At 57.6% G+C, this 14,361-nt stretch carries 10 protein-coding genes; 2 read left to right on the forward strand and 8 right to left on the reverse strand.

Annotation, left to right across the window (positions count from 1 at the left end; genetic code table 11):
* Positions 1 to 219: 219 nt before the first annotated feature.
* Entirely contained in the window at positions 220 to 2,556 is a 2,337-nt protein-coding gene (locus tag BM074_RS10175) for a phosphocholine-specific phospholipase C (protein WP_139217646.1), read from the forward strand.
* Positions 2,557 to 2,599: 43 nt separating this feature from the next.
* On the opposite strand, the gene BM074_RS10180 is transcribed toward BM074_RS10175, so the two are convergent.
* The 7 genes from BM074_RS10180 to BM074_RS10210 all read right to left on the reverse strand — a co-directional run bounded on the left by BM074_RS10180 (position 2,600) and on the right by BM074_RS10210 (position 11,850).
* The gene (locus BM074_RS10180; RefSeq protein ID WP_228019424.1) at positions 2,600 to 3,343 is read right to left on the reverse strand and encodes a tetratricopeptide repeat protein; all 744 of its coding nucleotides are present in this window, start codon (positions 3,341 to 3,343) and stop codon (positions 2,600 to 2,602) included.
* 37 nt (positions 3,344 to 3,380) lie between these two features.
* A complete protein-coding gene (locus BM074_RS10185) occupies positions 3,381 to 3,641 on the reverse strand; it encodes a hypothetical protein (RefSeq protein ID WP_091921753.1) in 261 nt (86 codons plus the stop codon).
* 226 nt (positions 3,642 to 3,867) lie between these two features.
* Entirely contained in the window at positions 3,868 to 5,172 is a 1,305-nt protein-coding gene (locus BM074_RS10190) for an OmpP1/FadL family transporter (protein ID WP_036814316.1), read from the reverse strand.
* A 395-nt stretch (positions 5,173 to 5,567) separates the two neighbouring features.
* On the reverse strand, positions 5,568 to 8,354 hold the full coding sequence (locus tag BM074_RS10195) for a valine--tRNA ligase (RefSeq protein ID WP_091921755.1): 2,787 nt from the start codon (positions 8,352 to 8,354) through the stop codon (positions 5,568 to 5,570).
* Between the two features lie 218 nt (positions 8,355 to 8,572).
* The gene (locus BM074_RS10200) at positions 8,573 to 9,430 is read right to left on the reverse strand and encodes a PopZ family protein (protein WP_091921757.1); all 858 of its coding nucleotides are present in this window, start codon (positions 9,428 to 9,430) and stop codon (positions 8,573 to 8,575) included.
* 207 nt (positions 9,431 to 9,637) lie between these two features.
* Positions 9,638 to 11,032 (reverse strand): TolC family outer membrane protein, encoded by a 1,395-nt coding sequence (locus BM074_RS10205; RefSeq protein ID WP_081815858.1) that lies wholly within the window; start codon positions 11,030 to 11,032, stop codon positions 9,638 to 9,640.
* Between the two features lie 143 nt (positions 11,033 to 11,175).
* The gene (locus BM074_RS10210) at positions 11,176 to 11,850 is read right to left on the reverse strand and encodes a protein-L-isoaspartate O-methyltransferase family protein (RefSeq protein WP_027231494.1); all 675 of its coding nucleotides are present in this window, start codon (positions 11,848 to 11,850) and stop codon (positions 11,176 to 11,178) included.
* A 423-nt stretch (positions 11,851 to 12,273) separates the two neighbouring features.
* On the opposite strand from BM074_RS10210, the gene BM074_RS10215 reads away from it, so the two are divergent.
* The gene (locus BM074_RS10215) at positions 12,274 to 12,825 is read left to right on the forward strand and encodes a GGDEF domain-containing protein (RefSeq protein ID WP_051614898.1); all 552 of its coding nucleotides are present in this window, start codon (positions 12,274 to 12,276) and stop codon (positions 12,823 to 12,825) included.
* A 59-nt stretch (positions 12,826 to 12,884) separates the two neighbouring features.
* Here BM074_RS10215 and BM074_RS10220 read toward each other — a convergent pair whose 3' ends face one another.
* The gene (locus tag BM074_RS10220; protein ID WP_027231495.1) at positions 12,885 to 14,336 is read right to left on the reverse strand and encodes an NCS1 family nucleobase:cation symporter-1; all 1,452 of its coding nucleotides are present in this window, start codon (positions 14,334 to 14,336) and stop codon (positions 12,885 to 12,887) included.
* Positions 14,337 to 14,361 lie beyond the last annotated feature (25 nt).

The following is a 14,361-nucleotide window of genomic DNA, read 5'->3' on the forward strand; positions in this document are numbered from 1 at the left end:
AGACGGATAATATTTCTGAAACAAACGTGAAATATTTCTGAAACATTTTTTTTAGAATCGTGCCGTATCACGCACGCCTCCAAGTCCACATAAACTATAGTCGCATTGACGCATTGACGTGACGTTCCGTATGGGGTGGGCACAATTGCGGCAATCTTTACGCCGTCCATTTCAAGCAAGCATTTTGCATCTGAACTTTATGACGACTGGAGATTGAACTTGAGCGATAATCGCACGCACAGGCAGATGAGCCGCCGCAAATTCATGGAAATGATGGGTGTGAGCGCGGGCGGCGTCGCGGGGCTGAGCATGTTGCCGCCGGCCATCCAGCAGGCGCTGGCAATCGAGCCCAACAATGCGACCGGCACAATCAGGGATGTCGAGCATGTCGTGATCATGATGCAGGAGAACCGGTCGTTCAATCACTACTTCGGAACCTATAACGGTGTACGCGGCTTTACCGACCCGCGGCCCGTGATCTCTCCAGCTACCGGCAAGGACGTATTTCGTCAGCCGATTACCGATAGTCTTTCCAATAAGGACGGGAAGCGCTGCGGCGTGCCCTTGGGGACGAGCGAAGTCCTGCCCTACCCGATCGATTACGACAAGACCGGCGAAGGCCTGCGCGGCACTGACCATGGCGTCAACAGCGGCCAATCCTGCTGGAATCACGGCCGCTACGACAATTGGATCGCCGCGAAAGGCGATGTCCTGACGATGAGCTACCTGCGCCACAAGGACGTAAGCTATCACCGCTATCTCGCCAACGCCTTCACCGTTTGCGATCATTACTTCGTATCCTGCCATGGCGATACGATACCGAACCGCCAATTTCTGGTGTCAGGCGCCGCCGCCAATCCTGCCTTGAAAAATCCGAAGGTGATCTGGCCGTCGTGGGACAAGACACCAGCCGTGCGCGCAGTCTCCGACTGGACGACCTATCCCGAGCGCATCGAGAAATTCAATGCGGAGCAGACCAATCCTGGACGGAAGATTACCTGGCGCACCTACCAGGGCGGCACAGGCAAACCGGGCGAGCCGACCGATTGCTACGAGGAAAACAACCTTGCCTATTTTGCCGCCTATAACGACCAGCCCGTGAAGGGGTGCTACTGGGTGGATGGAGTCTGCTACAAGGACGGTAAGGCGTATACAGGCAGCCTGGACAATCTTCCGACGCTTGTCCGAAACGGCGTCACCAACCGTTCGATCGCGCAGATGCGTGAGGATGTCCTCAACAATCAGTTGCCCAACATCTCATGGGTCGTGGCACCTTATAAGAACTGCGAACACCCATCCGCGACAGTCACAGACGGTGCGTACTATATCAACGAGGTCCTGAGCGCTCTCGTCGCCAATCCCGAGGTGTGGAGCAAGACGATTTTCCTGCTCAACTACGACGAGAACGACGGCCTGTTCGACCACGTCGTGCCACCCATGCCTGTCGATGAAAAGGGCCCGGGCAAGATGTCGCCCTCGCTGCTGAATGGCCTCGACCGCGAACTGTATAACCACGAGAAAGAATGGGTCGGTCAATATATCGGCTTCGGACCGCGTGTGCCGATGCTGGTGGTCTCGCCATGGAGCAAGGGCGGCTGGGTGTGCTCGGAAGTATTTGACCACACCTCCACATTGCGCTTCCTCGAAGCGCGTTTCGGCCTGGAGAGCGACAAGACGGGCGTGGAAAACCCGCTCTATGAGAGCAATATCACGCCGTGGCGCCGGGCGATCGCCGGCGATCTTACCTCGGCGTTCGACTTCGCCAAGAATGATGCTGCCTTCGTGGCCTATCCGAAAGGCGGACCATTCGTGAACAAGAGCGGAAAGTTTCCTCCGAACGTGCCGCTCACCAACGCCATGCCGAAGCTGGAAAACCCGGTCACGGCATTTGGCACCGACAATACCAGCAATCCCGATTTCTCCCGGAGATCCCGGCCGCTCCCCTACGAGTTCCACGTCAACGGGCATTTGGATGCTGCAAAAAAACAGCTGGTGGTCGATTTCGTCAACGCGGGCAAAGCGGGCAGCTGTTTCTATGCCTACGACTATGTGCTCAAGGATCAAAAGCCGCGCCGCTATTCGGTGATCAAGGGTGAACCGTTACAGGATGCGTGGGATGTGACCGACAAGGGCTACAACCTCGCCATCCATGGGCCGAACGGCTATCTACGCCAGTTCAAGGGCGCCCTGACAACCGAACTCGAAGTCGATCCGGAAGTCGAAATCCTGTATCAGACAAACGGTGACGTGACACTCAAGTTGGTCAATGCCGGAACAAAAGACCAGATTCTCAAAATTACGGTTCTTTATGACAAGATCGGATCGGCCGATCGCACCCCTTCAACGAAAATGCGCCCGCTCAAGCTTCTGACCTGCGTTCCGCAGTTCGAGGAGATCAAAACCCGGTCAGGCTGGTACGATATTACGGTGGAATTGGTCAATGAAAGCGGCAAGTCCGACGGCTTCTATCTGCGCCGGTTTGCAGGTCGTGTCGAAACGGGCGCCGCGAGTGTTACCGACCCGTTTCTGACCTTCAACAATGTGGAGACGGCTTAGGCGAGAATTGACCTGCCCGGGGCAATTTTGTGCGGGCGGGTTTTCAGAAATCGCCGGTCTTGATGATGTCTTCGGCAAGCACCATGGCTGTCCGCCGGTCGGCTTCGTCGGAAATCGAGAATGCCTGTTCCTGGATATCGCCGATCCAGGCGCGATCCTGCTTGCTCGCATGTTCGAGCGCAGCGGTCATCATGGCGAGGCCGCGTACGGTCTTGCCGGCCTGAAACAGAAGATTGCCGAGCATGGCCTGCGCGCCGGCATTGCCTTTCTGTGCAGCGAGACGGAACCAGCGGGCGGCCTGGTTGGGATTGGACTGCCCGCCCTCGCCCTTCATCAGCATCTTGCCGAGTTCGAACTGGGCGTCGGAATCACCGAAGTTGGATGCAGCCTGCATGTAAAGGTCGCGGGCAGCGCTTGGATTGGCCCCGACCGGTGAATTCGGGATGCCGCGCTTCAAGTAGCCTGCGAGCGCCACAAGGGCGTCAGCGACGTAGCTCTCGTTCTGCGTTCCCTGGTCAGCGCCCTCGCGAATGACCTGCTCGAACATCTGGTAGGCCTGGTAGTCATCTTCCTTGACGCCGTCGCCCTCGGCATACATGCGGGCAAGTTTCCAATTGGCGCCCTGATGGCCCTTTTCCGCGGCAAAGCGCAACGCTTTGACTGCCTCGTCCTTGTGGCCGTTCTTATAGGCTGAAAAACCGAATTTGAAGAGCGCGAAGGGACTGGAATCCTCCTTCACTTCATTCTGTGTATCGAATGCAAAGCAGGGCGCCGTCATGGCGCTCATCAGAAGGCCAATCCCGATCAGGGGTGCACGAAGACGATCAGCAATGACCATGGCAGCAATCTTCCTTCGCCCGGATCAGTTGTGTCGCTGCATCAATGCGCGCCACTGCAACCTTGCGGGCCCAATCCCCGCCACGCTGCTCTGACAGGGCAGCCATGGCCGGAACCTCAATATCCTGCACATCATTCCAGCAATCATTTGACAGATTTCCGGCAATACTGGGGCTGTCAGTAAAATGATGGCGAAACGTCAGATGACGATCTGAAAAACTGCCATGCGGAATAAGTATTGCGTCCATCATTTCCCCGTGCGGAACATCAGCACTATTACTCGATGTCTTTCCGCCGCCCATTCGAGGTGCGCTGGGTTTGTGGCGCAAAATGGGCAAATTTGTTCCCCGAACCCGTGCGGAAGATCATGCCGGACAAGTGTTGCTGAATCGTCACAAAATCAGTGACCTAGCGGACATGGCGCAACAAAAAGCCCGGCACGGGGCCGGGCTCTTTGGGGTGCGTGGGTTCTGATCAGAACTTGACCTTGCCGGAGATGGACAGAGCAGTCACAAGATCATCGCCGAAGTCATAGGACACGTCGGTGCCGCAGGTCTGATTGCCCGGGCATGCCGTAGGGCCGTAGGAACCGGAGGTAAGCATACCAACAGCGCCGCCCACACGCAGCTCGACATTCTTGTTGGGAGCGTAGGCAACACCGCTCGACAGAAGATAGGTATCCGTCTGGGTGGTCAGGCCCGTTGAGGTGCCACGGTCCCAGCTGAGCTGCGCGGAGGCTGACCACTGATCGTTGAACTTGTGGCCAAGGCCCGCAGAGACAGTCCAACCATCCTGGAACATCAGGTCAAGCGAGGTCAGGCGGAATGGCGAGCTCGGACCGCAGGAACCAAGCGACTTCGTTGAAGTCGGGCAGAAGGCGATGACTTCGAGAACGCTCCAGTCAACCCACTTCACCGTACCGAAGGCGAGCCAGTCCGGAGCAATACCGGTCTGCCAGTTGAACTGGACCGACTGCGGCATGGTCGCGGTGCCGTAGACATCCGTGATCCGGCCGACGAATGGATTGCGCAGCGCGCCGGCCATGACGCCAGGAATTTCCGTCAGGTCCACCGTGCCATTGATCTGGCCGAGATCGATCTCGGCATTATAGATCAGGCTGGCGCGAAACGCGTATTCGGGAATTTCGTAGGCGGCACCAACGCGCCAGCCAACACCGTCTGCCTCAAGATCAAGAAGTCCACTTCCGTCAAAGCCGGCAGCCGCAGGTCCAAGTGCGCCCTGAATAATGGCCGGCCCAAGAACGAGGCGGCGCTTGAAGCCGGATACTTCCTGGTAGGACACACCACCAATAGCACGCAGTTGGCCTTTGCCAACGTCAAAGCGATAGGAGCAGGTCAGGCCATAATCATGGCTGCGGATCTTGGTCTCGATGTTCTGGTTAGCGCCAACCCAATCATAGCCGGGGTCGGTGTGAACGCCCCACGGTTCGGCGTAGCTGGCAAGACAGTCGGCATCGTCGGTCAGACCGACCTTCACGCCAAAACGCGGAACCGTATAGTCCGGCGTTTCGTCCACGGACGTCGCGCCACCGCCAATACCGTTCGATCCAAGACCGTCGCGCGGGTTGGTATCAACCGCATTCTTGATCCGCCGTTCCGGCATCACATAGATGGCGCCGGCTTCCGAAGCGAAGCGGCCCGGTTCGAACAACAGATCCCAGTTATAACCTCCGCGCTCGAGCCCCCCGGCCTGAGCAGCGGAGGCCACACTTGCCAAGAGCAATGCCCCGCCCACGATTTTCGATATTGCCCCTGACATAAAACCCCTCCCGAAGTCCAAAAAGCACGCTGAACATCAATACGGTTCAGCAGAATTGTTACTAATACGTAATAGGTAACAAAGCGCACAGAACGTGCAACGACTTTAAGGGAGGACTCTCTTTGGTTGGGTTAACGGGTTTTTGCAAAACCACGAAATTTGCCGCCTCGAAGCGACGCTTTTCGCAATTTTCCAAACTAATCCGAAAGGGTTACGGCCAAAAAGGACGGTTTTCGCGTCAAAGTTGCCGTTGTTGCGCAAATGCAACGACGTTGAAAAATGACGAAATTGGGGTAAATGACAGGCGAAAATAGGAAGTTACCCACAACCTCCATCGGGGAAAGCCGGAGGCAACAACTGAGGATTCGCTCAGGTAAGCGAATCCTCGTTATGGGTTATTCGACGTCGCGGACACGCAGAATTGCAGTCTCGATCTTTTTAGCCGCAGCTTCGAGTTCAGCGAGACGCTCGCGCTCAGCGGCGACGATTTCCGGCTTCGCATTGGCAACGAATTTCTCATTGCCGAGCTTCCTGGTGATCTTTTCGAGCTCGTCGGCGATCTTGCCGGCTTCCTTTCCGAGCCGCGCCACCTCGGCATCGACGTCGATAAGGCTGCCAAGCGGAAGGCAAGCAGTGGCTTCGCCGATAACGAATTGCGCTGAGCCCTTCGGCACATTATCGCCGATCGTGATCGAATCGACGCGCGCCCGCCATTTGATCGAGGCCTCGTGCCGCTGCAGCCGCTCGCGCGTGGCTTCGTTGGCTCCGACGACGACGAGCGGCGCAACAGCTGCTGCCGGGACATTCATTTCGGCCCGCACAGAGCGAATGCCGGTGACAAGATCGATCAGCCAGTTGATATCGGCAGCGGCTTCCGCATCAAGGAAATCCGGCTGCAGCCATGGAGCATGGCAAAGCAGGGTATCGCGGCTCTGGCCCTCTCCCGCCGTATGGGCCCAAAGCTCCTCGGTCATGAACGGCATGAACGGGTGGAGCAGCTTGTAGATTTCGTCGAGCACATAGGCAGCGCAAGCCTGCGCTTCCGCCTTCGCTTCGGCATTCTCGCCATTGAACACCGGCTTCAATAGTTCGATGTACCAGTCGCAGAACTGGTTCCAGACGAAGCGGTAGGCTGCGCCCGCCGCCTCATTGAAGCGATAGCTGGTTATCCCGTCGGTGACGTCGCGCACTGCATTGGTTAGTTCGGTCAGGATCCAGCGATTGACCGTGAGCTTGGCATCCTGCGGGCTGAACGACGGGTCACGCTTGACGCCGTTCATCTCGGCAAAGCGCGTCGAGTTCCACAGTTTCGTGCCGAAGTTGCGGTAGCCGGCAATACGGCTCGGGTCAAGCTTCACGTCGCGCCCCTGCGCCGCCATGATGGCGAGGGTAAAGCGCAACGCGTCTGCGCCGTACTCGTGTATAAGGTCGAGCGGGTCGATGACATTGCCCTTCGACTTCGACATCTTGGCGCCGTTCTTGTCGCGGACGAGAGCGTGCACATAAACCGTATGGAACGGTTCTTCATTCATGAAGTGCAGGCCCATCATCATCATCCGGGCGACCCAGAAGAAGATGATGTCGAAACCGGTGACGAGCACATCGGTCTGGTAATAGGTGGCAAGTTCCGGCGTCTTGTCCGGCCAGCCAAGCGTAGAAAACGGCCAGAGTGCCGAGGAGAACCACGTGTCGAGCACATCTTCGTCGCGCGTCAGGATTTCACCTGGCTTGAGGTTTTCCAAGAGGTCTTCGACATAGGCCTTCATCGGGCCTTCATGCGCGAGATAATGCTGGATAGCGGCGCTCAGCGCTTCTTGCTCGGTACGCTCGACGAAAACCTGGCCATCGGGACCATACCAGGCCGGAATCTGATGACCCCACCACAGCTGGCGGGAAATCGTCCAGGGCTGAATGTTTTCCATCCAGTCGAAATAGGTCTTTTCCCAATTCTTCGGAACGAAATTGGTCCTGCCTTCGCGCACGCTCGCGATCGCCGGCTTGGCAAGTTCGGCTGCGTTCACATACCACTGGTCGGTCAGGAAAGGTTCAATCGGCACATCGCCGCGGTCACCATGCGGGACCATGTGCGTATGTTCCTCGATCTTCTCAAGGTAGCCGCCCTCCTCCATCATGGTCACGACCAGCTTGCGCGCCGCAAAGCGATCCTTGCCGTCGAGCACATGGATAAGTTGGGTGAGATTTCGCGAAGGCTCGAGGCCTTCCAGGAAATCGTCATTGTCCTTCAGATGTATCGACGCATCGGTATTGAGGATGTTGATCTGGCGCAGATCGTTGCGCTTGCCGACTTCGAAATCGTTGAAGTCATGTGCCGGCGTGATCTTGACTGCCCCGGAACCTGCTTCCGGATCCGCATAGCTGTCGGCAACGATCGGAATATGCCGGCCGACGAGCGGCAGCACGACATTGTTGTCGACCAGCGCGTGATACCGCGTGTCGTCCGGATTGACGGCAACACCGGTATCGCCAAGCATGGTCTCCGGGCGCGTGGTAGCGACGACGATGAACGTGTGCGGGTTTTCCGGGTCGAATGCGACGTTCTCAAGCGGATAGCGGAAATGCCAGAGATTGCCCTTGATCTCCCGCTGCTCGACTTCGAGGTCCGAAATCGCGGTAAGCAACTTCGGATCCCAATTGACGAGGCGCTTGTCCTTGTAGATGAGACCTTCCTTGTAAAGCGTTACAAAGACTTCGAGAACCGCCTTCGAAAGGCCCTCGTCCATGGTGAAGCGTTCGCGCGACCAATCGCAGGAAGCCCCCAGGCGCTTGAGCTGTCCCGCGATGATGCCGCCGGACTCCGCTTTCCATTCCCACACACGTTCGACGAACTTTTCACGTCCCATGGCGCGGCGCCCGGGAAGCTGGCGTTCCATCAACTGGCGCTCGACAACCATCTGGGTCGCAATGCCGGCATGGTCCATGCCGGGCTGCCACAAAACGTTCTTGCCGCGCATGCGCTCGAAGCGCACGAGAATATCCTGAATGGTATTATTGAGCGCATGGCCCATGTGCAACGAGCCGGTGACATTGGGCGGAGGAATGACGACGGCAAAAGGATCGGCGCCCGGTCTCGAACCGGCCCCGGCCTTGAAGGCCCCGGCCTCGTCCCAGATTTCTGCGATCTTCGGCTCTATGGCCGCTGCGTCATACGTCTTCTCAAGCATGCAAATGGTCCGTCATTTCGCGGAAAGGATTGGCTACGGTGTAAACCGAATGCCTGCCTATAAGTCAATGATGCTTGTCGAACGCGTGCCCGGCACTGCTCGCAGAATCATTGGGCTTTTTACCCAATGGCATGCGCAATGTGGCGCATTTTGGTTCAGCGAGCGCATCCTCGCCCGCGCGGTAGAGCCTCGCCGAAATCGCAATTGAATTGGAAGGCCTAGGCCCGCCGCCCACCACGTGCGACGCGCTCGATCTCCTCGCGCACAAGGCGCTCTACCAGCGTCGGAAGGTTATTATCGAGCCATTCCTGCAAGAGCGGGCGCATGATCTCCTGCGCAATCTCGTCAAAGGAGCGGCGCTGCTCATTGCGCACGGCAAACGACAAATTATCGAAAGCGGCACTGACCTCGCGCTCCGCTGCTGCGGAAAGAATCGGCTCCAGCGCCTGTTCGAGATTGAGCGAGACCGCCTCGTCCGGATTTGCGCTATGCACGTCTTCCTGTTCCTTCGTTGGCTCGGCCAGGTACTCGGGCACTGCGGCAGGTTCTACCCTTGGCGCAACCGGTGGCCTGACATCTGCGATCGGCTCGAACTCCGGCAGAAGAGCTCGAGCCTCCTCGATACTCATCTCAGTCACTGGCTGCTGGAGATGGGCCGGAACATCCAGAACGGGTGCCGACACGACAGTTTCGTTCGCTTCAGCCTGAGCCGCGTAGCTGGCGGTTGCCTGCTCTGCCGCATCTTCGGCGGGTAGTTCCATCGGTTTCGCTTGGGCAATCTCCGGTTCGCTGGCTTTCGCCTGTACCGGTGACGCAGCCCGGCGCAAGGGCGCTTCAAAGGTCGGCCGCGCGCTGGCAACCGGTGGCCGTACTGCGATCCCCTCGCGCGGTGGCAGGACCGTTTCTTCGCTGACGGGGGGCTCGGAGCGCGCTACAGGCGAAGCGACGTCGGTGTTGACCGCTTTGGGCGGCACATCGTCGGTCCGCGTCGTGTCGCTTTCTTCAATGATACGACGTATCGATGCGAGAATCTCCTCCATCGAAGGTTCCCGCGCGACGCTGGATGATTGTGCCATAATACCCTTGCCCACTACATCTTGTTCCGTTGCGCTGCAACGAATCTGTATTCAGTGTAGAGGCTCGGATTGAGTTTGAGAATCCCTGCGCGCGGTGTTTGGCGCTAACCCACAGATTTTCTGGAGGCGATTGCCCGAAGCCCTGAAATGGATTTGCCGCCAGGCGATCGACCTGACGGCAAATAATCAATCAGAAACGGAGAAGAGTTAGCGGCCGTCTGGTGTCCGCAAGCCGATCCACTTGTCCTTGACTGCATCGTAATGCTCTTCAGGCTTGTACTCTGCAACCTGGAGTCCAATCTGCATCGCGGTCAGGCGACCCACGGCGGAAAGAACCGCATAGCTCGTCACCACGCTGTCGCGCTCCGCTTGCGCGAGATTGATCTGGCCAGTCAGAACATCAGCCTGGGCATTCAAGACGTCGAGCGTTGTCCGCTGTCCGACCTTGCGTTCTTCGATGACACCGTTCAGGGCAAGCTGGGCGGCGGCAACAACCGAACGCTGAGCAACAATCTGCGCCTTGGCGGATTCCATCTCCGAATAGGCTTGGGCAATTGCCTGGCGCACGCTGTCGCGAGCGACGTCAACTTCGATACGACGCTGGCCCAACGTTTCCTTTGATTGGCGCACGAGCGCAGAGGTTCGGCCGCCATTATAGATCGGGATCGTCACCTGGATGCCCGCCGAAGCAGACGTTCCGTCGGTCGTTCCCGAACTGATACCACCGGAAAAAATCTCGTCGCGTTGGACGGTGCCATTCAAGCCGATCTGCGGCAGGAGCTGACCTTCATTGGCCTTCACATTGTAGCCCGCCGAGTCAACGGCGTACTGTGTGGAAAGGATCGCGGGGTGATTGTTGGTGGCAATGGAGAATGCCTGATCCATAGATTTCGGTACGGCTTTCGTTGCCATCGCCGCGGCAGCAAGCCTGCCCGGAGTGTCACCGACGATCTGGATATAGGTCGCCTCGGCGGTCTTCTCGTCGGACTTTGCAGCATCGAGCGTTGCAATCGCGGAAGCCTTTGATGCCTCTGCCTGCGCAACGTCCGTCCGGGTGCCCTCGCCAACGTCGAAACGCGCCTTTGCGGCGCGCAACTGTTCATCGAGGAACTCGAGATTCTTCTGGCGCAAAATGACGATCTGCCGCGTCAGATAGACGTTCATATAGGCCTGCGCAGCGCTGAAAAGCAGGTTCTGCTCGTTATTGCGCAGGTTTTCGCGCGCGGCCAACACCTGGGTTTTCGCAGCCTTGATGTTGTTGCTTACGGTAAAACCGTCGAAAAGCACCTGATTGACCGAAACGCCGAATGTACCAACATTCGAAGTGCCGCTTGGGCCGCCATCCAGGCGGCGATTGGTAGACGTCAGATCCGCCGTCGCAGAAACGATCGGGCGGTAGCCGGACTTCGCGACTGCAACGCCCTCATCGGTAACGCGCACGCCGGCCCTGTCTGCGTTCAGCGAAGCATTGTTGTTATAGGCCTTGGCCATCGCGCCAAAGATCGTCTCTGCCATCGAAGGCGTTGTGGACAACACCGTCGCTGACAATAGCGCTGCGGTTAGAACTCGCTTACCCGCTTTGAACACCATAAGCCCCTTCATTCTCTAACTCTCACGTTTAACCGAACCGATTGGTTCGACAACATGTGGTTCAATAACTGCCAATTGCCAAGATGGCCACAGGCACAACTTCCGATGTGCAACAAAATTCAGCTACAGTTGCACATTTGTCTCATCGCCCGCAGTCAGAACTCGAACGCAGCAACCTTCTCAAATCCAGGAAGCGGTTTGACCGCGGCATTGAAGGCACGGCGCCCGGAAACAATCCCCTCATTCTTTCCGTAGAGCATAGCCTTGCCCGCGTTTCCGGTCCCCACGACCACCGCGAGTCGTCCCCCCTCCTTCAACTGGTCGAATAATGTACCAGGAACCTCGTCCACGCTACCCTCAATAATGACTACATCGTAGGGCGCCTCGGCCGGATATCCCTGCTTCAGCGGCGCATTGACCAGGACAACGTTGTCGAAGCCGAGCGCAGGCAAGGTTTCGGCGGCCTTGTCAGCCAATTCCTTGTCGCTTTCGAGAGCTATCACCGAGCTTGCGATTCGCGACAGGACGGCAGCGGAATAGCCCGTGCCGCAGCCAATATCGAGAACGACATCGCCGGGCTGGATATTGCAAAGCTGTACAAGTTTCGCGAAGGGAGACGGCTCCATCAGATAACGCGGGCCCGATCCGGCACGATCCGAAGCGAGCAGCACATCCTCGTCGATATAGGCCAGCGGCTGACGCGCAGCCGGCACGAATTTTTCCCGTGGAACGTCTAGAAAAGCCTGCAGAACGGCCTTTGCGGTCACATCAGTCGTGCGCAACTGATTGTCGACCATCTTGATCCGCAGGTCTTCGAAATTCGGTGTCATTCTCTACAAGCTTTCCTGGCAAGGCGCTTGCAACCACTACGCTTTGCAAGCGCGTAACATGCTTCTGGCGAATCCCCATCAAACCCGCCGTCCGTCAAGCTGATGGTCCTTCGCCGGATCACCCTCTCACAGAAGTTACTATTTTACTTAAAGGGTGTGGCAAAAAATTCCGTTAGCGTCAATGAATGACTAATGCGCTTCGGACTGCATGACCCAAATTTTTGGAGGATTGCGGCGTTCGTGCACCACTTGCGCATACGCAACGCTGGGCGGAGATCATAGCCAAATGATGCCATGCGCGCGCCTCGGGTACGGTTGCTTAACCCTTGGCTGAATGCGGGATTGAACGTTGGGCGCCCACCTGTCATTGTCCACATGGAACGCGGAGGATGCGTCCACATGGACGATAGGAAATCGAGGCAAATGATTGAGGTCAAAGGATTCGGCGATGTTCCGTTCACGCAGGACGAGTTGACCGGACTGGCGGACCGCGCCGCGCTTGAAGAACATCTCGACAGCCTGTGCGGCACCTATGCGGACAGCGATTTCGACGATCGTCTGCAGTTCGCGATCCTGTGCATCGACGTCGATGGCTTCGGCAAGTTCAATGAGCGCTATGGCCGCGCCGATGGCGACACCCTGCTGCGGTTGGTAGCCGACCGGCTCCAGTCATGCATGCGCAGGAACGATGTCGTCTATCGCATTGCCGGCGACGAATTCGCCATCATCCTTTTGCAAGTAACCGCCAACGAAGTTGCGAACATCGCCGACCGCATCATTGGCACCGTATCCGAACCGCTCGACCTTGGGCGCGCGGAACCGGTCACGGTCACCGTCAATGTTGGCGCAGCGTTGGCGCCCCGCGACGGCGATACGCCGGAAAGCCTGCTCTGGTGTGGCGACGCAGCGCTCTACATCGCCAAGAAGGCCGGCAAGGGCGTTTACCGCAGATACTCGGAACGACGTTCGAGTTGAACGATCCCGGCAAGTCCCCCACCCGCTTCTCGCAGTAACCCTCGACGATAGCCTGCGATTCAGGTGGCGAAAGCCGGTTTGGCGCGCGCTCCCATGCGCAGCATGAAATACACGCCGCCACCGATCGCCACGCCGAAGAACCATCCATAGGTTCCCCACCAGGCCGGTAGAATACTGGTGAAGGTCGGAAGTATCGAAGAAAACAGGACCCCGGCCGCGAAGGCAATGAACGCATTTGCATGCCACCCACCCTGGAAACGGAATTCCCCGTTTTCCTGGTAAAGCGCGTTCACATCGAGGACGCCTTTGCGTATCAGGTAATAATCGACCATCATAACGCCGAATATCGGGCCCATGGTCGATCCTATGAAGTTGACGAAGTGGGCAGCACCCGTCTCCCACGGCGCGAATGGATAGAGCAACAGGGCAATCAGTGCCGCGATATAACCGCCGCGCTTGAAGCTGATCTGCCGTGGAAAGGCGTTGGAAAAATCGAAGGCCGGGGAAACGAAATTCGCCACCACATTGATGCCGAGCGTCGCAACGGCAAAGGTGAGAGCGGCCAGCAGCGCCAGGAACCAGTTGTCGAACTTCGCTGAAATGCCATCGGGATGGAGAAGCACTTCACCATAGACCGTGTATGCGGCCGTCGTGGTGATGCCGGCCACGAGGCAGAAGGCGAGCAAATTGATCGGCAGGCCCCAGAGGTTGCCCTTGCGCAGCGTTTTTACATCCTTCGCATAGCGTGAAAAGTCACAGAAATTGAGATAGAGCGCGGCGAAATAGGTGATCCATGTCGCAGCCACCGCTGCGAGCGCTGCAACTGAACCGGGTTCACCCGGAACGCCTGCATCCTTGGTCTTTTCCAAAAGCACATCGCGCGGAATTTCGCTGCCGAACGAAAATGTCCCAGCCTTGATGACCAGATAGATCGCAAGGAAAAGCATCATGATCCACACCGCGGGACCGGCCCAATCCTGAAACCTGCGGACCGTTTCCATGCCGCGCTGGATGATCATCAGTTGCAGCGACCATATGATTACATAGCAGATGACTTCCAGCGTCGAATGGCCGAGCATATGGCTGTTCTGGTGGAAGTTGAGCATGGCGTCATTGCGGATCAACAGCGCGACGATGGCGCCCGAGGCCGCTGCGGTCTGTGCACCGTACCAGAAGCATGCAACCACCGCCCGCACCAGCGCCGGCACGTTTGCACCGAACGTGCCGAACGATGCTCGGGCGAGCACGGGGAACGGTACGCCGGTTTTGACGCCGGCATTGCCGACGAGGCTCATGAGGAAGAAAATCACCAAGGAGCCAAGGCCAATGGCGATGATGAAATTGAGGAAGCTGCCGCATAGGAGAAAAAGACTGGCGGCGAGATAATAGCCCCAAAGACTGTGAACGTCCGACGTCCACACGTTGAATATACTGAAGGCACCCCACTTTCGTTCCGTGGCAGGTGCCAGATCCTCATTGTGCAATGCGGGTGAAGGATTGCTTAGAGACATATCGCCTTCCTCATTCAGACGGGAT

Origin of the sequence: Phyllobacterium sp. CL33Tsu (assembly GCF_900113985.1) — a bacterium.
GTDB classification, from domain to species: Bacteria; Pseudomonadota; Alphaproteobacteria; order Rhizobiales; family Rhizobiaceae; genus Phyllobacterium; species Phyllobacterium pellucidum.